16 protein-coding genes are annotated in these 21,584 nt (G+C 47.1%); 5 read left to right on the plus strand and 11 right to left on the minus strand.

Annotation, left to right across the window (positions count from 1 at the left end):
• Window positions 1-3: 3 nt before the first annotated feature.
• Window positions 4-978 (plus strand): uroporphyrinogen decarboxylase family protein, encoded by a 975-nt coding sequence (locus STSP1_RS04070; protein ID WP_161491599.1) that lies wholly within the window; start codon window positions 4-6, stop codon window positions 976-978.
• Between the two features lie 628 nt (window positions 979-1,606).
• Here the strand turns inward: STSP1_RS04070 and STSP1_RS12660 are convergent.
• The 5 genes from STSP1_RS12660 to nrdR form a co-directional block, all read right to left on the minus strand.
• A complete protein-coding gene (locus STSP1_RS12660; RefSeq protein ID WP_226997510.1) occupies window positions 1,607-3,133 on the minus strand; it encodes an SGNH/GDSL hydrolase family protein in 1,527 nt (508 codons plus the stop codon).
• Between the two features lie 94 nt (window positions 3,134-3,227).
• Complete coding sequence (tsaD, locus tag STSP1_RS04080; RefSeq protein WP_085755127.1) at window positions 3,228-4,259, minus strand: tRNA (adenosine(37)-N6)-threonylcarbamoyltransferase complex transferase subunit TsaD; 1,032 nt, start codon at window positions 4,257-4,259, stop codon at window positions 3,228-3,230.
• Window positions 4,252-5,055 (minus strand): twin-arginine translocase subunit TatC, encoded by an 804-nt coding sequence (gene tatC / locus STSP1_RS04085; RefSeq protein ID WP_085755128.1) that lies wholly within the window; start codon window positions 5,053-5,055, stop codon window positions 4,252-4,254. The genes tsaD and tatC overlap by 8 nt, the downstream gene beginning before the upstream one ends.
• Before the next feature lie 24 nt (window positions 5,056-5,079).
• Window positions 5,080-5,934, minus strand: coding sequence for an aminotransferase class IV (locus tag STSP1_RS04090; protein ID WP_085755129.1), 855 nt, complete (start codon window positions 5,932-5,934; stop codon window positions 5,080-5,082).
• Window positions 5,891-6,415, minus strand: coding sequence for a transcriptional regulator NrdR (nrdR, locus tag STSP1_RS04095; RefSeq protein ID WP_085755130.1), 525 nt, complete (start codon window positions 6,413-6,415; stop codon window positions 5,891-5,893). The genes STSP1_RS04090 and nrdR overlap by 44 nt, the downstream gene beginning before the upstream one ends.
• Window positions 6,416-6,675: 260 nt before the next feature.
• On the opposite strand from nrdR, the gene uvrA reads away from it, so the two are divergent.
• The 3 genes from uvrA to STSP1_RS04110 all read left to right on the plus strand — a co-directional run bounded on the left by uvrA (window position 6,676) and on the right by STSP1_RS04110 (window position 12,028).
• Window positions 6,676-9,513 (plus strand): excinuclease ABC subunit UvrA, encoded by a 2,838-nt coding sequence (uvrA, locus tag STSP1_RS04100; protein WP_085755131.1) that lies wholly within the window; start codon window positions 6,676-6,678, stop codon window positions 9,511-9,513.
• Between the two features lie 201 nt (window positions 9,514-9,714).
• Window positions 9,715-10,956, plus strand: a complete 1,242-nt coding sequence (locus STSP1_RS04105) for a carbohydrate porin (protein ID WP_085755132.1) — start codon at window positions 9,715-9,717, stop codon at window positions 10,954-10,956.
• Between the two features lie 313 nt (window positions 10,957-11,269).
• Window positions 11,270-12,028: a metal-dependent transcriptional regulator gene (locus STSP1_RS04110; protein ID WP_085755133.1), complete on the plus strand. Its 759-nt coding sequence runs from the start codon at window positions 11,270-11,272 to the stop codon at window positions 12,026-12,028.
• Between the two features lie 90 nt (window positions 12,029-12,118).
• On the opposite strand, the gene STSP1_RS04115 is transcribed toward STSP1_RS04110, so the two are convergent.
• The 6 genes from STSP1_RS04115 to STSP1_RS12455 form a co-directional block, all read right to left on the minus strand.
• Complete coding sequence (locus STSP1_RS04115; RefSeq protein ID WP_226997511.1) at window positions 12,119-13,612, minus strand: hypothetical protein; 1,494 nt, start codon at window positions 13,610-13,612, stop codon at window positions 12,119-12,121.
• A gap of 23 nt (window positions 13,613-13,635) precedes the next feature.
• The gene (locus STSP1_RS04120) at window positions 13,636-14,289 is read right to left on the minus strand and encodes a peroxiredoxin (protein WP_085755134.1); all 654 of its coding nucleotides are present in this window, start codon (window positions 14,287-14,289) and stop codon (window positions 13,636-13,638) included.
• A gap of 24 nt (window positions 14,290-14,313) precedes the next feature.
• The gene (locus tag STSP1_RS04125) at window positions 14,314-15,162 is read right to left on the minus strand and encodes an outer membrane lipoprotein-sorting protein (protein ID WP_085755135.1); all 849 of its coding nucleotides are present in this window, start codon (window positions 15,160-15,162) and stop codon (window positions 14,314-14,316) included.
• Window positions 15,159-17,852 (minus strand): efflux RND transporter permease subunit, encoded by a 2,694-nt coding sequence (locus STSP1_RS04130; protein ID WP_085755136.1) that lies wholly within the window; start codon window positions 17,850-17,852, stop codon window positions 15,159-15,161. Before STSP1_RS04130 ends, STSP1_RS04125 begins: the two co-directional genes overlap by 4 nt.
• A 65-nt stretch (window positions 17,853-17,917) precedes the next feature.
• Window positions 17,918-18,460, minus strand: coding sequence for a DUF302 domain-containing protein (locus STSP1_RS04135; protein WP_085755137.1), 543 nt, complete (start codon window positions 18,458-18,460; stop codon window positions 17,918-17,920).
• Between the two features lie 26 nt (window positions 18,461-18,486).
• The gene (locus STSP1_RS12455) at window positions 18,487-18,654 is read right to left on the minus strand and encodes a hypothetical protein (RefSeq protein ID WP_161491600.1); all 168 of its coding nucleotides are present in this window, start codon (window positions 18,652-18,654) and stop codon (window positions 18,487-18,489) included.
• A gap of 400 nt (window positions 18,655-19,054) precedes the next feature.
• On the opposite strand from STSP1_RS12455, the gene STSP1_RS04140 reads away from it, so the two are divergent.
• Window positions 19,055-21,559 (plus strand): ATP-dependent Clp protease ATP-binding subunit, encoded by a 2,505-nt coding sequence (locus tag STSP1_RS04140; protein ID WP_085755138.1) that lies wholly within the window; start codon window positions 19,055-19,057, stop codon window positions 21,557-21,559.
• Window positions 21,560-21,584 lie beyond the last annotated feature (25 nt).

A 21,584-nucleotide genomic window follows, 5' to 3' on the forward strand; every position in this document is an offset into this window, starting at 1 on the left:
AGGATGCCTATTTACGAACATGCTGTGAGCCCTTTGATTATGGAAAAGGTTTTAGATGCTGACTTCGCAGAAATGATAAATGGTGATTCAGCAGATATTGATGAATTCTTCAAGAATTACTGCAGCTTCTTCAAGAAGATGACTTACGACACAGTATCCTTTGAAATATGTATAACAGAAATCCTGCCAAATGGAGGAGCTTTGATGGGCGGTAAAGGCCCTATTCAGACAAGAGAAGATTTCGAGCAGTACCCTTGGGAAAGCCTTTTTGATTTGTACTGGGATTTTGCTGACAAAAAGTTCTGCTCTCTATCCAGAAACATCCCTGAAGGAATGAAAGCCGTTGGTGGAATTGGCAATGGTGTTTTTGAGATTAGTCAGGATTTGGTTGGGATGGAATATCTTGCTTATATGCAGGTAGATAATCCGCAGCTATTCAACGATTTATTTGTTAAAATCGGGGATATGATGCATAAAATCTGGATAAGATTTCTTGAAAGACACTCTGATTCTTATGCTGTATGCCGGTTTGGTGATGACTTGGGATTTAGAAGCGGAACTTTAGTTTCTCCGCAGGTGATTAATAATAATATAATACCTCAATACGAAATGATTATAGATTTGATAAAATCGTACGAAAAACCGTTTCTATTACACTCCTGCGGAAATATTTTTGAAGTAATGGATGATTTGATATCTCTGAAAATAAATGCAAAGCATTCTAACGAAGATTCTATCGCACCTTTTGAAAAATGGATTGATTTGTACGGAGATAAAATTGGGCTTTTTGGCGGGATAGATATCGACCTGCTATGCACGAAATCCGCTGCTGCAATAAAGCAGACCGTGAAGGAAAAGGGCAAAGAATTTCGATCAAAGGCGAATGGTTATGCCCTCGGCAGTGGAAATTCTATACCAAGTTATGTTCCTCTTGAAGGATATTTGGCTATGATAGAAGGTGCCAACGAAATCCGTTGAACCTATATACCGAAAGCTGGATGAGCAGGACAACCGGCAGCTCAAAGGGGTAGTTGAGGAATGCATAAACTGTTTATGAAAGAGAAGCGAGATAGCATATACCTTTAGGAGGCTCGAAAGGGTGGGGGTGTGGTAAAAAATTTTCCAGTTTCGCCGGAGTCCCGTTTCCTTTTTTGGGTGCCCTATTCTACTTTCCGGTTTAGCCAGTCAACTCGCTTTTGACCTGAGCTGTTTAGTTTCTCGCAAGGCTTGTCTGATTAGGAAGGATGTAATGAAGCCGGAAGGAAAAGAGCTTCAAATCTAATGCCAAATACCTCAAAGCAAAAACCGTACGTATAAGCAAGATGAATATAGTGTATTTATTGTATTACTTTTCAGATATACAACCTTTGCCCGAATAAACAACCCCAACATCTGTTAGGGTAGTGGAAAATCTTTTCTGTAAATTGTGTTTAATGTTATTCTCTGGGTGGAGGTGAGGAGCCGGAAGCTAAAGAGCCGTTTTCTTTACGGCATCCTGTCTTTTTGAATCTGTCTAATTATGATTGTTCAGAGACAGGGCAGAGGCACAGCTCAGTGCGAAAACCAAGAGGCGAGCCTGCTTAAAGGCTGATAAACTGCGGCCGGCTCAAAACCACTTCATTATCTCTTCGGCCGCTATTTTATGCCCTTTTTCGTTGGGATGATTGTAGCCGTTCGACAAGAGCTCTTTGTTCTTCACGCCATCCTCAAGGACTTTATCGAATGCCTTGAGCGAATCAGCCAGGCCGATATTGTATTCTGCCGCAAGCTCTCGTATCTGCTGCGCATGCTTATTCAGCGGCTCACTGCTTTTGCCGGGCGTATGGTTTATGTCTATCGTCGGAGTAAGCAGTATAACCTTGATATCCTTTGCCAAGGCCTTGCGAATCATCTCTTTCCAAGCGGCTTTGGTTTTTTCCAGCCCCGCAGCCCTGTCATTCAGGGCGTAATCAATGAAAAGGACATCCGGCCTGTGGCAAAGCACGTCATCCTCAAACCGCTTTACGCCCTGTACGGCCTTTTCGCCGCCGATTGATGTGGTGATAACATTTACCACCGCATAGGGGTATTTTTCTTTCAGCATTCTGAAGAACAGCCTCGGGTAGGATTTAAGCGGTCTTACGTTCGGCGTATCAAAGTATCCGCTTGGTACGCTGTGTCCGTGGAAAACGAGGTTTACGGTTCGGTTGTCCGGCCATTTTTTTCTCAGCTCTGCTTTGATATCATTCAAGTAGTCAGCGGGGTTTGCGGGGCTTTTTTCTTCCTTGGCCTCTATAAGATAAAGAGCCGCCCCCATTCCTGTATTAGCGTATTTGTTATTTTTCTCAGCCGGCACGCTGCGGAGTTTGTTGTGAATGCAGTTGTACGTTGCGGGAACTAAAATGAGCTCATCACTGCTGTAATATTCACTCGGGAGCGATTTTCTGAGGTCTTTCTCGAACTGCATAATCGTATTGATATAATTGTTGTTTTTTGCGGCCGGAACATCCTTGCCGGGCGGGATGAGAAGGAAGATTTTTTTGCTATGATCAATAGCCCAAACAATAGCCTCTGCTATATTCTCCAGCTTAGTTTGGCCCTGATGATGGCCGCTTTTCTGCTTGTATTTCTGCACAGAAAACTCATAGCATATCCCGTCAAGCAGTTTGAGCTCTTCAGCGAATCTCTTTTTCTTAAACACGCGGAAATTTGTAATAAGCTTATAATCTGGATAAATCTCTCTGTAAGTTCTAATCTGCTCTGCTGATATAGTGCTTCCGTATCGGGATTCATCGTAGGTCATACACCATTGCTCTTTGAAACCGTTTCGCTTGCCTGCTTCTATCACGGGGGCAGCGCCCTTCCTGTTGTGTTTGGCGTGATCATTTTTGCTTTTGCCCCAGTGGAACTCGCCGAGATAGAAATCCCGCGTTTTGATGTTTGAGAGCACCTTATCCTGCTGGTCTTTGCTGAGCGTGCGTGTCCAAGCGTCAAACCCCCATACTCCGTCAGCTTTTTGGGCAGCCTTTTCCCAGCCTTCGGGGTTTATAAGCTCTTTTGCGCAGTGGGCATGGCCAACATGCACAAACACCTGATACGCAGAAACCTGCATCCCTGCGAGCAATAACGCTGATAAAATAATTCGATAATTCATATCCCGCCTTTGCCTTTTGGTAACAAAATAACAGTTTATACTAATGTTAGTTTGCAAGAGTTTGCATAATTGCGATTTATAAAATTCCAGCCAGTCAGGCAGAGGAGCTTGCCTCGAGGTCTAAATCTGCGAAGAGACCGGCGTTGTATTTATGCCATGCAAGGGAGCCGATCATCACGGCGTTATCAGTGCAGTATTTCATTGGGGCTATGAGCAGGCGGATATTGCGTTTATCGCACTGCTGTTTCATTTGCTCGCGAAGAGGCCCGTTTGCAGCAACGCCTCCGCCGAGCAGTACGGCACCTGAATTCTGCATTTCTGCTGCGAGCATAGTTTTCTTTACGAGCACATCCACCACAGCCTGCTGAAACGAAGCGGCGATATCTGCGATTTCTTTCTCGCTCATCCGGCCAACCCGTGAGCTGCCTTTCATATTCTGCCCCTTGCAGTGGTAGAGAACGGCAGTTTTGATCCCGCTGAATGAAAAATCGAGAGAATCTTTGCCCAGCATGGAACGGGGGAACTGAATGGCCTTCGGGTCTCCTTTTTCCGCTGCCTTCTGTATGCTCGGGCCGCCAGGGTATGAAAGATTCAGGATCTGGGCAACCTTATCAAACGCCTCGCCTGCGGCATCATCAATCGTTGATCCGGCAGGCTCAAGCTCAAGGGCGGATTTGCAGTTGTATATGCTGGTATGCCCGCCTGAAACCACAAGAGCCGTTGCGGGGAGGCTGATATCTTCGGCCTCAATCATTGCAGACTGCAAATGGGCGTGTATGTGGTTAATGCTGATAAGCGGTATGCCAAGCATAAAGGCAAGTGTTTTAGCCGCTGTAACGCCTACAATCAGGGCTACCGACAGCCCCGGGCAGTTCGCCACGGCCACAGCGTCAATATCCGTCAGCTCAATGCCCGCATCCTGCACCGCCTTCTCAACAACGGGATAAATGCGCTCAATATGCGCCCTTGATGCAATCTCTGGGACAACGCCGCCGTATTGTTTGTGAAGATCAACCTGCGAGGAAACCACGCTCGAGAGCACGTTTTTCTCCCCTCGCAGAACTGCGGCGGCAGTCTCATCGCAGCTTGTTTCAATAGCGAGTATTAGAGTTTCCTGATTATTCATCTTTCTCTGCTGATTCCGCTTCATTTTTCTTTGAATCGCGTCTGAGCATAGCACATACAATTATCGTTCCCTCGTAGAGTACGTAGAGCGGGGCAGCAAGAGAGAGCATTGAAACAGGGTCTGGCGGGGTAGCTCCGGCAGCAGCTACAAACAGCCCGAGGAATACGAATTTTCTGCCCTTTCGCAGCTTCTCAATCGTTACAAGCCCGAGCTTCTCTGCGAAGAATATTACAATCGGAAGCTGGAAGGCTATCCCGAATGCAAGGGTGAGGGCAAGCATAAAATCGACGTAGTGGTCAAGCGTTAAGTTTGTTTCAACGTATTCCACCCCAACATCGAATCCTATAAAGAATTTGAGTGCAAGAGGAGCTATTACTGTAAGAAAGAAGGTGGCGCCCCCGACAAACAGGGCAGCACTTGCCGGCGTTACGATATACACAAATTTTGTTTCGTTTTTATAAAGCCCGGGGGCAATGAATTTCCAGATCTGGTAAAACACCCACGGAGCAGTGAAGATGAGGCCGAAGATCAGGGATGTTTTCAGATACATAAGAAACTTTTCTGCCGGCTTAATGGCCTGCATATGCGGAGTCCCTCCAGTGAGCTTCACTGCATCAGCATAAGGCTCAACAACAATCCCGAAGAGGAATTTGCCGAATATAAGGGCTACAATAAACCCTACAATAAGCCCTGCAATGGCGAGAAAAAGACGCGTGCGAAGCTCTTCAAGGTGGTCCCCGAGACTCATAGATTTCATCTGGTCATCTTCTTTTTTTATGTCGGTTTTTTCGGCCATACTTTTTTATTCCCGAGTATGCTCTCAGCAGGGCTTAAGAGCGTTTTTCTTTACAATTTCTGCGAAGCTTTCCTGCAGCATTTTCGTGATCCTGCCAACTTTCCCGCCGCTGATTTGTTTGCCGTGAAAATCAGTGATTCCCACAATATCTTTCGTGGTAACAGCGAGGAAAAGCTCGTCTGCCTTTGCAGCCTGAAGTGGGTTGAGCGTTTTCTCTGCAAACTCAAGTCCACAGTTTTCCACTGCCCTTCTCACAAACATTCTGCTTATGCTCGGGAGTATTTTATTGCTAAGCGGCCTTGTTACAACCATTCTGTTGAAAACAGCGAAAAAAGCCGAACTCGCTCCTTCTGTAATATCGCCTCTTCTGTCTGTCAGGATTGCCTCAAAGCAATCGTTATCATGGGCGATTTTTTTTGCCATTGCATTCGGGAGCAGGTTCAGGGATTTGATATCGCATCTCTTCCATCTGAGATCTTCAGCAACCAGCACCTTCACTCCGTCTCTGTGAAGCCTTTCATATCCCTCTATATGTGAGAACATCATAAATATATTCGGCTTAATGCCCTCAGGCCATGCGTGAGACCTCGGGGCAGAGCCCCTTGTTATATGCAGGTATATGCAGCAGTTATCTATGCCTGTTTTTTTGTATGCTTCGATTATACGGGCACGAAGGGCAGGGATATCTACCCCGACAATCCATATCTCTCTAAGGCTTCGCTCCAACCTCTCGAGATGCTCATCAAGGGCGAAAAGCCTGCCGCTGTATGTCCGCATCACTTCGTAAACGCCGTCTCCAAAGAAGAGGCCGCGGTCTAAGAATGAGCTGTCTAATTCATTGAGCGGGACTGTCCTGTCCTGAATCACTGCCAGTTCCATTGGCGTTCTGCTCCTTGTTTTGCTGGTTTGTTTTTTCCTGAAGGCCTTCTTCGTCGATAAAATCGCTCACATCATTAAACTGCCTGTAAACGCTTGCAAAGCGTATATATGCCACCTTATCTATATCTTTGAGGTGGTCCATGATGCATTCCCCGATAAACTTCGATGAAACTTCCTTATCCGAATGCTGGAAAATGTCTTCCTCCACGCGGTCGGCAAGCAGCCTCACCTGCGGAGCAGCGATAGGCCTTTTATAGCAGGCTTTCTCGAGCCCGGAAATTATCTTCTCGCGGTCGTAGGGCACGCGGGTGTTGTCTTTCTTTATTACGCTGAGCCCCATATCTTCGCTTATCTTTTCGTACGTAGTGAATCTCTTGCCGCAGCCGTGGCATAGCCGGCGGCGCCGGATTGTGCGTCCTCCATCCGTGATGCGGGTGTCAACCACCCTGTCATCATCTACTTTGCAAAAGGGACATAGCATTTAATTGCAATCCTTTATTTAATACTATATATGACAATGCGACTATTATAAGCACTAAATATGCGTTTAGTCAAACGAAAAGGCGGAAAATTGGCATTTACTGAAAATAACAAACAAAATTTGGCAATTGGTGTAAGAATCTAAGCCCTTAAAGGCTGAATTTGTGATTGACAGTTACAAAAAAGAGCTTTAAAATCGCAAGTTCATTGCGCTGAAACTGAATAACTGCTGCACAGCAGCATAAAGATAAGGAAATAGATTTGAGCAATAAATATATACAAATTCGAGGGGCACATGAACACAACCTTAAAATGGTTGATATAGACATTCCCCGTGAGAGTTTTGTTGTCGTAACGGGATTGAGCGGTTCCGGGAAAAGCTCTCTGGCCTTTGATACGATATACGCTGAGGGGCAGAGGAAGTATGTAGAATCGCTCAGCACCTACGCAAGGCAGTTTCTTGATATCGCCCAGAAACCGAAGGTTGAGAGCATATCAGGCCTTAGCCCCACAATCGCAATCGAGCAGCGGAAAAGCTCGCACAATCCTCGTTCGACCGTGGCCACCACTACTGAGATCTACGACTACTGCCGCGTGCTTTTCGCAAGGGCGGGCACGCCTCACTGCTGGAAGTGCGGCAAGCCAATATCCAGCCAAAGCGCTACGCAGATCGTGGACTCTGTTTTAGAACTGCCTGAGGGCACGAGGATTCAAATATGCTCCCCGCTCATTCGGGGTGCGAAGGGAGAGCATAAAGATGCCCTTTCCAGAATCCGCAGGGAGGGCTTCGTTCGGGTTCGGCTGGACGGAAGCATATACGATTTGAAGAAGGTTCCTGCGATAGAAAAGAACAAAAAGCACAGTATAGAGGCGGTAGTTGACAGGCTCGTGATGAAGGAAAGCATCCGCTCAAGGCTGGCAGACTCTGTGGAAACGGCTCTTAAATTCGGAGACGGATCTGTAATTGTGATGGTGCAGGAGAAAAACGAAGACGGCAGCTACAGCAAATGGGAAGACCATCTCTACAGCGAGAAATTCGCCTGCTCAGACCATCCTGAGGTATCACTTGATGAAGTGAGCCCGAGGCTTTTCAGCTTTAATTCGCCTTACGGGGCTTGCAGTGAGTGCGACGGGCTTGGGATAGTGCTCGAATTCGACCCCGACCTTGTTGTACCTGATAAGAGCGTTTCGATTCAGGACGGGGCGATAGATGCTTGGCGAAAAAGCGGCAGGCAGCTTAATATGTATTATGCCAAGATGATAAGGCAGTTCTGCAGGCACTTTGACGTTAGCCCAACAAGCCCCTTCTCCAAGCTAAGCGAAGATAAGAAACGCATATTGATGAGAGGCACCACACAGGCAGATCAGGATAAATACGGCTGGAGCTTTGAGGGCGTGATTCCCAATCTTCAAAGACGCTGGGAAAACACTACGAGCGAGTACGTGAAGACCCGTCTCCACGGCTATCTTTCCGAAAGGCCCTGCAGAAAGTGCGGCGGGGCGAGACTTAGGATGGAGGCCCTTCAGGTTACGATCGGCAGTAAAAACATCAGCGAGCTAACATCTATGAGCATCACCGATGCGCTTGAATTCTTTGATAATCTCAAGCTGGATGACGAAAAAACCTATATAGCTGCCCAGCCCCTTAAGGAGATCAGGGCGAGGCTGAAGTTTCTTCTGGATGTGGGGCTCGGATATCTCACTCTGGGAAGGGCAAGCGCTACCCTCTCCGGCGGCGAGGCGCAGAGAATCAGGCTTGCCACACAGGTTGGCAGCGGGCTTGTCGGCTGCTGCTATGTGCTCGATGAGCCCACTATCGGCCTGCACCGAAGAGATAACGACCGGCTCAACGCAATACTCCGCAAACTTGCGGATATCGGCAATACGGTGCTCGTAGTCGAGCATGATGAAGACGTTATAGACAGCGCAGACCATATCATCGATATAGGCCCAGCCGCCGGGACCTACGGCGGAAAACTTATCGCTCAGGGAACTCTTGAAGATATAAAGAATGCCGAGCAATCTATAACAGGCCAGTATCTCAGCGGCAAACTCTCAATCGAGCTTCCCGAGAAAAGACGCAAGAAAAAGAAATCCAAGCAGATTGAGGTACGCGGGGCAAGCGAAAACAATCTCAAAAACATCAGCGTGAAATTTCCGCTTGGCGTTTTTACCTGCGTAACAGGCGTTTCCGGCTCGGGCAAAAGCACGCTTGTAAGTCAGGTGCTGCTCAAGGCGGTTAAGAGAAAGCTCTACCGCTCCAGAGATATCCCTGGCAGGCATAAAAACGTAGTGGGTACGGGGAATATAGACAAGATAATCGAGATTAACCAATCTCCCATTGGCCGAACACCCCGAAGCAACCCTGCCACCTACACCGGCGTGTTTGATCTGATAAGGCAGGTTTTTGCTCAAACAAGAGAGGCAAGGATAAGGGGTTATAAGCCCGGAAGATTCAGCTTCAACGTTAAAGGCGGCAGGTGCGAATATTGTCAGGGGCAGGGAACAAAGAAGATTGAGATGCATTTTCTGCCCGATGTGTTTGTAACCTGCCAGCACTGCAAGGGCAAACGATACAACCCTGAAACGCTCGAGGTAAGATACAAGGGCAAAAATATTGCCGACGTACTTGAGATGCAGATTGATGACGCGAGAAAGTTTTTTGAGAATTTCCCGAAGATTTCCCGCCTGCTTCAGAGCCTGTGCAATGTAGGGCTCGGGTACGTTAAGCTGGGGCAGTCTTCCACAACCCTCTCCGGCGGAGAGGCCCAGCGTGTTAAGCTCGCTTCTGAGCTGGGCAGGCCGACCACCGGCCACACACTCTACATACTCGATGAGCCCACAACAGGCCTGCATTTCGCAGATATTAGCAATCTGCTGAAGGTGCTCCAAACGCTTACAGATATGGGCAATTCGGTGGTTGTGATAGAGCATAACCTTGATGTAATAAAAATGGCAGACCACATCATAGACCTCGGCCCTGAAGGCGGGGATGAAGGCGGCAAGATCGTAGCTTCCGGTACGCCCGAGGAAGTAGCCGAGAGCGGTAAAGGCTACACCGCCAAATACCTGAAGGAAAGGCTCGCCTGCAATAATTAGGAAGCTGGGCAAGGGTGCTTCTGCTAGTTAGTTTTCTAAAATGAACAGTTTTTTTGTTAAACTTACTTGAAAAATGAGTTATATTTTTATTTGACTTTTAGTAATGCCTTACTATTTTAGGAATTCCTAATAAAACAACAGATTAAGTTCGAAATCAATTGTAAATCCTTTAGGAAAACTATTTGATATAAGGAAGTTCAAATGAATAATATCACTAAACTATTCTCAGTTATGATGATTTTCTCAGCAGCGAATGGCTTAGCTGCCGAAATTAAATTAGAATCTTCGGATTTCCAGTCTGAAAGTGAAAACGATCCAATCAAACGACTTGGAGAAAGTTTTGAAAATTCCGAGATTGATGTAAGCATTTCTATTACGCATCTTTATCAGGTAAATGTGCACGGGGGATTAAGTACAAGCAAACACAGCGGCAGGCACTCCGGCAGGTATGACGCGGAGCTTTCAGCAGATCTCGATAAGCTCTTGGAACTTGAAAACAGCAGGCTTTTTGTACACGGCTGGGGCGGCTGGCCTGATACAGAAGGAATCGGCAGTGATTCAGTAGGAAGTGAATGGGGGATAAATGCCCTTAGCGTAGGGAATCGTTCGATGGATATTGTCGAATTTTTCTATGAGGGTACTTTCATGGATGAGAGCATTACCCTGAATATAGGCAAGCTCGATTTTACCGGCATATTTGATACGAGCAAATACGCAGATGATGAGTGCAGTCAGTTTTTGAATGCCTCGCTCGTGGATGACCCTGCGATACCCTTTCCTGAGCAGGGACTTGGGATTGTGGCGAAGTGGGATATTACGGATTCTTGGTATCTGATGGGCGGGGCTGCTGATGCTCAGGCAGACAGCAGAACAAGCGGTTTTGACACTGCATTTTCCGATGAACCCTACTACTTCTACGCTTTGGAAACAGGAAAATCCATTAGCCTCAGCTCATCCAAAGGCGATTTGCCCGGTACATACAGGGCAGGATTATGGGTTGACAGGCAGGATAAGACGGGCTTTGCAGCAGCAAAAACCACCTCCGAGGATATCGGCTTCTACATCAGCTGCGATCAGATGCTGATTAAGGAAAATGAAGACCGTGAAGATTCTCAGGGTATTGGCGGATTTTTCCGTTACGGCTGGGCAGACAGCGAGTACAATTCTGTTACCAACTTTTTCAGTTTCGGTGTGCAGGCCGCCGGCCTAATCGATACCAGAGATGAGGATATTCTCGGGATTGGCTATTCCAGAGGCTTTTTCAGCGACCAAGCGGACAATACTTACATCAGGGATTATGAAAGCGTTATGGAGGGGTATTACAACTTCCAGCTTTCGCCTTCTTTTGTGCTTAGCCCGAACTTGCAGTATGTCTCTAACGCCGGCGGGGAAGCTGTGAGCGATGCGTTTATAATGGGGCTCAGGATGCAGCTCATTTATTAAAGGAAGCCATCAAACCCAGATTTTATCCCTCACAGCGGTGTCATCCGATTGATATTAACACATCGCAATTGCCGATCGGTGCCGCCGCCGACTTTTTACACAACGAAAAGATTCTTTGTCATACAGCGTCCTCCTTTGCGAATACGCTAAGCATTCGCAGCGCGAAGATTTCCCGCTTGCCGCCGGGCTCACAGCGAAAGTTTCAGAAGGTCTGACAGATATATTGAATATTCTGAATCGTGGAACAAATTTTGATATTGACATTTTAAGGCGAATCTTATTATATTAGGCTCTTTGATTTCGGGAGAAAAAAATGAGCAAAGATAAAGAATTATCGGCCAGTCTGGAAGATTATCTGGAAGCCATATTCACTATAATAGAAGATAAGGGAGCCGTTCGGGCGAAGGATATTGCAGCGAGGCTTAACGTAAAGGCCGGGTCTGTAACGATTGCGCTGAAGTCTCTTGCACAAACAGAGCATATCAACTACAAGCCTTATGAAGTGATAACGTTAACTCCCAAAGGCCGGGAGGAAGCCAAAGAGATTGTTCGAAAGCGTGAAATACTCAGGGATTTCTTCGTGGAAATCCTCGGGGCAGATAAAGATACAGCTGAGCAGGGTGCATGCGGTATGGAGCATGTTATATCAGAAAGCCTCGTTAAGCGTTTGATCTGCTTCACCGAATTCATTCAGGCCTGTCCGCGCTGCGGAAATGATATAATACAGAAATTCCATGAATACTTCAATAAAGACCTTCTCTGCAGCTCTGAAGATTGCGGCGGGTGTCTTACCGCAGGAATTGGCCGCTTGCAGGAGGAGAAACGCAAGCTTCAGGCAAGCACCGAAGAACTAACCCTCTCTGATATCGCTATAGGCAGCAAATGTATTGTGAGAAGACTGAAGAATTCAACTGTATTAAAGCGTTTTGCTGAAATGGGCATTGGCAGAGGCGCCGTTATTGAGGTGGAGAGAGTTGCCCCGCTGGGCGATCCGGTAGAAGTGAAGGTGAGAGGCTATCATCTTTCTATCAGGAAAGATGAGGCAAGGTATATTATAGTAGAAAAGCAGTAAAGCCCGAACAAGCCTTACTGCCTTTCTGCAGACTGCTTTTCAGCCGATAATTTCCAATTCCCAAGCACGGAGAGTCTTTTTTCAGAAAGCTTAGAAGCTGTATCTAACAGCGGTGTATATATTCGTATTATCTCTGAACTGACCGAAGAACGTGTAGGGGTAGTCGCCCCAGAATATATTTGCCCCCGCTTCAACAGCGAGATTATCATCAACCTTGTAATGAATGTTCGGCCTCATATACACATCCTTGTCCGAAGGCGAGAAATACGTAAACAGCGAGGTTGTGAGGTTCTGGTTGAAATAAAGCTTGGTTATTCTGAAGGTCAAAAGCTGGCGGTACTGGTCTATCGTGGACTCCTGCCCGGGCGGAAGGCTCTCTTCATAGCTCTCATACCGCATTGTCTGCTCTACGTAAAACTGCACCGCTGCAGTAAGGTCGCTGGCGATCTGCGGGAGATCCTGCTCATAGCCCACGAGGTATCTCATCTGGCTGTTTGCTGCAAATGGGTCGTCGCCGTCCTGATCGTCGCGTGAGTCGTAATAGCCAAGTTCGATATTACCTATGCCTGCTCCAACCTGCCCGCGAACGCTCGCTCCATAAACGTTAAGGTCGTTGAATGTAAATTCGCCTGTAGATGGAATCTGCCCTGAGGGGCTTTTCCAGTATCCCCAATAGCCGTAGGCTGCGAGTTCATATCCCTGAACATTTTTCGAAACTCTCACCGCCCATTCATCATCTCTGAACCACTGATCCGGCTTTTCTGTACGGAGAAGGGAATCCTCCCCTGCGGTCTGCATACCGTTCCAGTATGAGTTTCGCTCGCCGTTGATGAAGCGGTCGGAATCGAATCTTGGAGTGTAAACAACGTCAACGTTTGCGATGTCTGTATAAAAGCTCGCCTTGGCGGCATCGGATGGGGCCTTGAGGTATTCGGTATCTCTTCCGCTGAAGAAAGACTGCCAGTCTTTCGGGAACATATCGTTGATGAAGATTAAATCGCCAGTACCCCATGTAAGCACCTGACGCCCTGCCTTGATGTCAACGAAATCTGCCGGCGAGAATAGCAAGTTTGCCTCTCGGAGATCTAAGAAGCCCTCGCCCCGCTCCAGATCCACTCTGTGGCCTCCGTATGCCCAGTCGTAGTAGATATCCGAAGTAATTGCGAAGGTTATTCCCTCCCAGTATTTCTCCATCTCGAGCTGAAGCCTTGTCTCGCCTATAGACATATCCTGCTGATGCTCATCGTTCTGAAGCCTCCAGCCGCTTCTGAATTCCAGGAATCCCGTCAGGCCAGTGAGGCCGGAATCGAAGAAGGAATCGCTCTGGGAATCCTCCCTGCTTTCTTCCTGCTCGTCCGATTCCGAATCTCCCCCAAGCCCTGAGGGCAGTGAAGGACTGGATGTGCTTTGTTTTTCTTCAGAGCTTTCCCCTCCGAGGCCTGAAGGCAGTGAGGGGGAGTCTGAGCTCTTTTCCCCTTCATCAGAGAGCCCGGAAGGGAGACTGGGCGGCGCAGCTAGAGCCAGACCGCCCATTAAAACTGCAATCGAAAAAACTCTGAGCATAAAACTCATCTTTATATTCATAGCAATTTTCCCTGTAAACAGGATTAGTCTTCCTCAAGCGGTTTGTGGCAGAACCACCAGTCGTAGTTATCGTAATCTTTGATTCTCTGCTCTGCGGCTTTAACGTCCGTAGCGGGAGGGAGGATAACGTTGTTTCCGATAAGCTCATTATCCGGCCATCCTGCCGGGATAGCTCCCTGATTATCAGAAATCTGCAAAGCCTTAACCGAGCGGACGACCTCGTCGATGTTTCGTCCAATCTCCTGCGGGTAGTACATTATCAGCCGGACTTTGCCCTGCGGGTCAACAATGAATACCGCCCTTACGGTGTTTGAGCCCTTCACCTCGTGAAGCATACCGAGCTTCTTTGCAACCTTCTCATCCGCTGCCACAACTGGGAATTCGATAGTTACGCCGAGCTCTTCCTTGATCCACTGAACCCATTTGATATGCGAGAACACCTGATCTACAGACATCCCCACGAGCTTGCAGCCGATCTTGTCGAACTGGTCTTTCCTCTTCTGGAAGGCAACGAATTCAGTCGTGCACACCGGAGTGAAGTCTGCCGGATGGCTGAAAAGCACAAACCAGCTGCCTTTCAAATCCTCCGGAATGTTCATTCTTCCGTGAGTTGTCGCAACGTCAAGATTTGGGAACTCGTCCCCAAGAAGCGGCATATTGAAATTGTTATTTTCCATATATAACCCTTTCTAAAAATAAATTTACCTTAAATATTTCCTTGCAGGTCTTCTGAGATAACGCTCAGTGAAGACCGATTCCTCAATACCAATATTATATTCAACATCTGAATAAGTCAGCACTGTATAACCACCGCTGTCCAGATCAGTCATTTTGGATTTAGTTACAGTAGGGTAGCCTTCGATGGTCTTAACTTCCTGAACCTCGTAAACCCTGTAGGGCTTGTCCTGAGAGTTGTAGTATTCAGATTTCACCACTACGAAGCTGTCTTTATGAATCCACATTTTGTAATACTCAAACTCCACAAGTTCTTCATCTTTAGGCGTATTCTTGAGCACATAATAATTGTCTGTGGTTTCTACAAGCTCGTGCTTATCGTCTTTTATGCTTCTTCCGGAAACGTCTTCATAGAAGAAGTGCGAGCCTACGAAGCTTGTGCGTTTATCAGTAGCCGAGATCCTTTTCACCAGATCCAGCGCCGGAAGATACATCCATCTGTCATCATCCTTGGTTAAATGCTTCCAAACCATAAACACGGTTTTATTTACATCAGCAGGACGGGTGAAGTAGGCATAGATTTTCTGCTCCTTGCAGTAGCTGTCGTCCTTTCTGGCCTTCTCTTCAGGCAGCGAAGGATCCAGCTCATCTCGCCGGAGGATAATCAGCTCCCTGTTTCGAACCCTGTCTTTGCTGTCAACGATTTCCATACTCACTTCAGCTCTGCCGTCGTATCCCTGATAATAGGAGACCCTGTTGGCATTGTGAACGATTTTCTCAACAGTGATTTCACCTTTTTTCTCTTCAGCGGAAAATGCCGAAGAGCTGATCAAAAGAGCTGAAAAAACTGAGGCTAATGTTAATAATTTTCTCATTCTAATTCTCCCTTCCTTTCATTTTTGAATAATCTTTTCTCGAATACCCTCACCAGCGCCGGCAGCAGAAGGAGTGTGCCGACTCCGGAAACAGAGAGTATTGTTGCAAGCAGTATTCCAACTGTCTTATACGGTGTTAGCGGTGCAAGTATGAGCGGGAGGAAACCAACCGCAAGTACTATAATATTACGGGTTATAGCAAGAGCAGGTTCAGCGAATACCGCCGGCACTGTCTTCTTCCAGGAATTTCCGAACTGCGGATAGAGTGCCCGGGTTCTGGCAAGGAAATGGATTGCAAAGTCGATAGCAAGCCCGAGCGTCATGGAGCTGAGAACTGCAACCGGCATATCGTAATCCTTGCCTACAAGCCCTACGCCGCCGTATATTGCAACGATTGTGATTGTTAGCGGTATCATAGACATCAGTCCCCATAGAGGAGAGCGGAAAAGCAGAGCCATCATAAGGAATACTACGATAAAGCTTCCTGCGAATGCCTCAAGCATACCGTTTACCATCTTCTTCTGCCAGATCACGTTGATGTATGTAAGCCCGTACCAGTGATGCTCAAGGTTTTTCGGCGGCGGATTATCTGCGATGTAGTCGTTAATCTCATCAACAACTTTCGTCATATCCTTGTTATCCCCGCTCTTGAGCTGCACCCAGAGACTTGATTTCTTGTAGTCAGGTGTTACAAAGTGCCAGAGATCTCCCGGGCGATGGCTGGACTGATAAGTTAGCATACATTGAGCCACAGCCTGCGGGGTATCGGGAACTTTGAACTCGCTCTCCTTGCCTTCGAAAAGCTCGCGGTGCACTGTTTTCACAATGTCCGTTACGGAGTTGGATTTTCCTACCACGCCTGTATCTGCAAGCTCCACCTGAAGGTCTTCGATATACTCAAGCACCTCAGGGTCTTTGAAAGTATCATCAAGCTGTTCTGCTTCATTGATAAACAGCGATGCCTCATCAAGGGCAAAGGCCATCTCCCCTTCTGCTTTGCTGAGCTCATCCTCGTTTTCAGCTTTCAGGCTTTCAAGCAGGCCGGCCGGACTTTTAGCAGTTTCGCCTTGTTCAGAAATGCTCGCTTTGAGCTCCTTAAACACCTCTACTGCCTCTGGCCAGCTTTCCTGTTGATACTGTTTAATCTTAGCATCGGCCTTTTCCTTTAATGTCTGAGCAAGTTTTTCTGCGGCCTCTTTTGGACTGCCCTCTTTGCTTTCAAGGGCAAGATAGGCCATATAAGTCCCGCCGAAATGCTCATTAAGCACTCTGTCCGCCTCGCGGATGGGGTGTTCTTTCTCGAACCACTTTACGGGGTTGTCGTTTATTTCAATCTTGCTGATCCCGTAAATGCTGATCGCAACAACTACAGCGGTAGCGGTAAGAATGAGCTTCGTTCTGTTGTACGTCCAGATGCCGTGTTTTCCGAGCCATCTGCCTAGGATAGAATCATCATCCTTCTTGAAGCCGTTCTCATCGTGCTGTCGTCCGAATTTATGAAGCGTTTCAGGCTTGAGGTGCATAACGTATGCGGGAATAAACGTGATCGTAAGGAACCACGCTACCATAATCCCTATCGCCACGAATACGCCGAATACCTGTACCGGCGGAATCGGGGTGAGCGCGAGAGAGGCAAAGCCCGCTGCCGAGGTAAGCGATGTATAGAGCATAGGCACAAAGAGATCTTCCATAACTTTGTGCATGGTTTTCTTTCGATCTTTGTGCTTCTGGTATATCTCGAAGAACTCACTGATGATGTGGATCGAATCGAGAACCGCTATGGGCATTATGAATATGGGAATCATACTGCTCATTATGTGCACAGGGAAGCCCGATATAATAAGAGCCCCCATAGTTACTACTACCGATACAAGAGCCACAATCATCGGCGAAACTATCACATGCAGCTTCCTGAAGAAAATCAGCATAATGATAAATATTACAACCATCGCCGTTGGTGCAGATATTGCCATCTGCTTAAACATTTCCACGCCGAAAGTGTCTTCTGCAACAGGCAGCCCTGTGATGTGGTATTTCTCTGAGCCGCTGAAGGTTTCGATCTTCTCATTCAGTGAGCTGTAAACCTTGTAGCTGAGGTCTTTCTTGGTAATTGGTATGTAGATTCCCAGTGCCTTCCCGTCTTCGGAAACGAGAGTCCCGTCGAGAAACGGGATATCCGAGGCCTTCTCTCTGATTGCCTGAGCCTCTTCGGGTGTTTCAGGGGGAGCGGGCATAAGCCATTCGAAGTGTACTGTACCGAGTCCGCCCTGCTCAATATTGTCAACGGTTGAAGGGGCGATAAGGTCTGCCTTGACCACTCCTTCCTGCTCGCCGTTTTCCTCCCATGTGAGCGTTTTAATATATTCGGTAAGCTCGTAAACATTTTTGAGCGTCTCAGTGTTAAAAACGCCCTGAGGATGTTCCTCATTAACCACGCCCACAACCACCATATCGTGCAGAGTAAATTCATCTTTCATCTCGTTATGAAGAACTCTTACAGGCTCGTCATCGGGCAGCATATTTTCAGGGTCTGTATCGATCTTGACCTTATTTAGACCGCTCATAACGTTTGGAAATACAGACGGGCCTGCCGCCAGCACAATTGATAAAATGGTAACTGCAGTAACAAGTGCAGTTACCACTTTGTGCCTGTGAAGGGAAAACTCTGTAAGCTTTTCTCGAAAGTTCATATAAAATCCCTCAGCTTAAAAATGTAACAGATTGATTGTAACATTGAAATCCGGCTGTTCAATGATTACTTCAGCAATCCTTCAAGTATTTTTTCTTCTTCTTCAACTACTTTACCGCCCATAACCTTTTTGATGTTCCCGCCGAAGAGCTTTGCCATCAAAGAAAGATTCATCTCGGAGAGATATGCCTTACCGTTATCTCCCTCCCATACGGCCATTTTGCACGGCATCATGCAGGAAACCCAGCGGTCGCTCGTCAGCACGCTTTTGGCGTAGGGAGCTTTGCATAGCTTTACCAGCCGAATCTTTGGCTCAAAATCTACGCCCCGCTTAGCCATAGCTTCATTCATATTTATAGGCTTTCCGTGAGATATGCTCCAGCCGTGCTCGGGAATTCTCTCTTCCAGAGCTGCCACGGTTTCTTCCACACCCATCTTGCATTCCCTTGTAGTAATCATCATAGAAGGCATTACCTGCACCATTATAAACACGACAACCACTGCGCCGACTGCCGCACCTATAATACCAGATTTCCAGTGAAAACCTTTCTTTACGCTGTTTTTCTGTTCTTGATTCTGCTCAGACTGCTGATTCATTTCTTCAGACATTTCTTTCTCCTTTTACTGCTCTTGTTTCAGTTGTTTTCAGGCTGTTCGCCAGTGTAGTCATTAATTTCTTCCTGCGAGCTGCACGCATCACCTTTATCTGCGCACCCGCTTCCGCTGAGTTCCATACTGCATCCTGCTGCAAACAGCATCACTGCAATACTTAAAGCACTTATTGTTTTTTTAATCGTTTTCATTTTTATTCCCTTTCAGTAAAAAATTGTTTTAACCTCCCCTCTCACAAATTTCGTGCCAATGTTTTTACAACCCGCAAATCAGGCCATATTCACTATATTTGCCGGGTCAACGCACTTTCGTAAACTGTGTCGCAAATCGTTAGCGCTAACATAAGTTTACAGTTACACGGTAAAGTTAGCGCTGCCGCGTTGAGAGGAAACAATTCGAACAGACAGGAGTTAAAGTAAGTATGAAATACGAAAATTTGGTTTTTTTGAAAAATTCTTTAATAAGCTTCATAACAGTTTACAAAAATCAGCTTTGACTTATAATCACTGTTGGTTTTGTCTTTAATGGGACAAGTGTCCCTGTCAATCAATATTAAGAATAAACGGCTTAAGCCGAAACAGGATTAAAACTATGTTTGAAAGATTTACAGACCGTGCAAGAAAGGTAATGGCGCTTGCCAATCAGGAGGCTCTAAGGTTTAACCATGAGTCTCTGGGCACAGAGCATATACTTCTCGGCCTTTCCAAAGAGGGCAGCGGGGTTGGGGCGAACGTGCTCAAGAATCTCGGTGTTGATGTAAACAAGCTCAGGATTGAGGTTGAGAAATACGTTAAGAGCGGCCCGAACGTTATCTCTGCGGGCAAGCTCCCCCAGACTCCTAAGTCAAAGAGGGTTATTGAATACGCAATTGAAGAAGCCCGCAGCCTCAATCATAACTACGTGGGCACAGAGCACCTTCTTCTCGGGCTCCTGAGAGTTTCAGATGGTATAGCTGCTCAGATTCTGATGAATCTTGGGCTAAAGCTGGATACTGTGCGGGATGAAGTGCTCAATCTTCTCGGCTCCGGCATGGAGCAGGAAGGTATGGATGCTGATGAGATGTCTCAGCAAACACCTCCCGGAATGGGGTCTGGACCTCAGCAGAGAAGACAGGGCAGGCCGAAATCCAAAACACCTGCATTAGACAGCTTCGGAAGAGATCTAACAGCCCTTGCTAAAAACAACGAGCTGGACCCGGTGATAGGAAGATCTAACGAGATTGAGCGTTTGCTTCAGATACTCTGCAGGAGAACGAAGAACAATCCAGTACTTCTCGGAGAAGCTGGCGTAGGCAAAACGGCTATAGTAGAGGGTATGGCGCAGCGCATTATCGAAAAATCTATCCCCCCTCTGCTCTACAACAAGAGGCTTATCATCCTTGATCTTGCGATGATGGTAGCGGGCACAAAATACCGCGGCCAGTTTGAAGAGAGGATTAAGGCGGTTATCAATGAGGTTAAGCGTGAGAAAAACGTTATCCTCTTTATTGATGAACTGCATACGCTCGTTGGCGCAGGCGGGGCTGAAGGGGCGATAGATGCCTCAAATGTTCTCAAGCCCGCTTTGGCTAGAGGCGAGCTCCAGTGCATCGGGGCTACTACCCTTGATGAATACCGCAAGCATATCGAAAAGGATTCTGCCCTTGAGCGGAGATTCCAGACGATACAGGTGGATCCGCCTTCAAAGAATGATACCCTCGAAATTCTCCACGGACTCAGGGAAAAGTATGAAACTCACCATAAAGTTACATACACCGAAAACGCCCTGAATGCAGCTGTGGAGCTTTCTTCACGTTATATTACAGGAAGATGCCTGCCGGACAAGGCTATTGACATCCTTGATGAGGCAGGGTCAAGTATGAGGCTTAGAAACCTCACACCCCCGCCGGATTTCACAGAAATCAACAGCCGCATTGAAGAGCTGAACGTTCAGAAGGAAGAAGCGGTGCGAAATGCGAACTACGAGCAGGCCGCAGCGCTGAGAGACGAAGCCCAGAAGCTCAACGAAGAGAAAAAGCAGAAGCAGGAAGACTGGGAAAAGGAAAACGAAAGCTTTGTAGGCGAGATTGATGAGGATATTATAGCCGAAATCGTAAGCAAGATAACCGGCGTGCCTCTTACACGCGTGGAAAAAGAGGATGCCGAGAAGCTGCTTGAAATTGAATCTGAACTGCACAAAACTGTGGTATCTCAGGATCAGGCTATCACTGCTGTTGCCAAGGCTGTAAGGCGCAGCCGTTCAGGAATAAAAGACCCCAACAGGCCTATCGCAAGCTTCCTGTTTATCGGGCCGAGCGGCGTAGGTAAAACGCTTCTTGCAAGGTCTCTCGCTGAATTTATGTTCGGCGATGAAAGCGCTCTTATCCAGCTCGATATGAGCGAATACATGGAGAAATACAATGTGAGCAAGCTTATAGGCGCTCCTCCGGGATATGTGGGCTATGAAGAAGGCGGCCAGCTTACTGAAAGAATCCGCAGGAGGCCGTATGCGGTTCTTCTTCTCGATGAGATCGAGAAGGCGCACCCGGATGTTTCCAATATGCTCCTTCAGATTATGGAAGAAGGCCGGCTTACAGACAGCTACGGACGCAAGGTGGACTTCAGAAACGTAATCCTGATTATGACCAGCAATATCGGCGCTGATATGATCAGAAATCAGACAGGCTTCGGCTTCGGTAAAAGGACTGAACAAGACAACTACGAGAAGATGTCTTCTCTCTTGGAGAAAGAAATCGAGAAGCACTTCAGGCCGGAATTTATGAACCGCCTTGATGACAGCATTGTCTTCCGCGGCCTTACTAAGGAAGACCTAACCGTGATCATCCAGTATGAGCTGGATAAAGTTCTCAACAGAATAAGAGAGAAGGGAATCAACATCGATATAGACGAAAACGCGAAAGATTTCCTTATCGATAAGGGCTACAACCCCGAACACGGGGCAAGGCCGCTGAGGAGGGCTATTGAGAAGTATATTGAAGATCCTCTCTCAGAGGCGCTTCTTAGAAACGAGTTTGATAAGTCTGAGCATATTACCATTACGGTGAAAGACGAAGACAGCCTCAAATTCGAATATTCCGCCCAGCCGGTTAGCAGCTGATAAAAGCTTAAACAAAAAATGCAAA

It is taken from the genome of Sedimentisphaera salicampi, from assembly GCF_002117005.1.
In the GTDB taxonomy this organism is placed as follows: domain Bacteria; phylum Planctomycetota; class Phycisphaerae; order Sedimentisphaerales; family Sedimentisphaeraceae; genus Sedimentisphaera; species Sedimentisphaera salicampi.

Excerpts from the sequence above, each read along its gene's own strand:
- STSP1_RS04090 (WP_085755129.1), bottom strand. The coding sequence starts at position 5,934 with ATGGAACTGGCAGTGATTCAGGACAGGACAGTCCCGCTCAATGAATTA.
- STSP1_RS12455 (WP_161491600.1), bottom strand. The coding sequence starts at position 18,654 with ATGAAAACGATTAAAAAAACAATAAGTGCTTTAAGTATTGCAGTGATG.
- STSP1_RS04125 (WP_085755135.1), bottom strand. The coding sequence starts at position 15,162 with ATGAGAAAATTATTAACATTAGCCTCAGTTTTTTCAGCTCTTTTGATC.
- tsaD (WP_085755127.1), bottom strand. The coding sequence starts at position 4,259 with ATGAATAATCAGGAAACTCTAATACTCGCTATTGAAACAAGCTGCGAT.
- tatC (WP_085755128.1), bottom strand. The coding sequence starts at position 5,055 with ATGGCCGAAAAAACCGACATAAAAAAAGAAGATGACCAGATGAAATCT.
- STSP1_RS04140 (WP_085755138.1), top strand. The coding sequence starts at position 19,055 with ATGTTTGAAAGATTTACAGACCGTGCAAGAAAGGTAATGGCGCTTGCC.
- STSP1_RS04115 (WP_226997511.1), bottom strand. The coding sequence starts at position 13,612 with ATGAATATAAAGATGAGTTTTATGCTCAGAGTTTTTTCGATTGCAGTT.
- STSP1_RS04120 (WP_085755134.1), bottom strand. The coding sequence starts at position 14,289 with ATGGAAAATAACAATTTCAATATGCCGCTTCTTGGGGACGAGTTCCCA.
- STSP1_RS04135 (WP_085755137.1), bottom strand. The coding sequence starts at position 18,460 with ATGTCTGAAGAAATGAATCAGCAGTCTGAGCAGAATCAAGAACAGAAA.
- STSP1_RS04070 (WP_161491599.1), top strand. The coding sequence starts at position 4 with ATGCCTATTTACGAACATGCTGTGAGCCCTTTGATTATGGAAAAGGTT.
- STSP1_RS12660 (WP_226997510.1), bottom strand. The coding sequence starts at position 3,133 with ATGAATTATCGAATTATTTTATCAGCGTTATTGCTCGCAGGGATGCAG.
- STSP1_RS04130 (WP_085755136.1), bottom strand. The coding sequence starts at position 17,852 with ATGAACTTTCGAGAAAAGCTTACAGAGTTTTCCCTTCACAGGCACAAA.
- STSP1_RS04110 (WP_085755133.1), top strand. The coding sequence starts at position 11,270 with ATGAGCAAAGATAAAGAATTATCGGCCAGTCTGGAAGATTATCTGGAA.
- STSP1_RS04105 (WP_085755132.1), top strand. The coding sequence starts at position 9,715 with ATGAATAATATCACTAAACTATTCTCAGTTATGATGATTTTCTCAGCA.
- nrdR (WP_085755130.1), bottom strand. The coding sequence starts at position 6,415 with ATGCTATGTCCCTTTTGCAAAGTAGATGATGACAGGGTGGTTGACACC.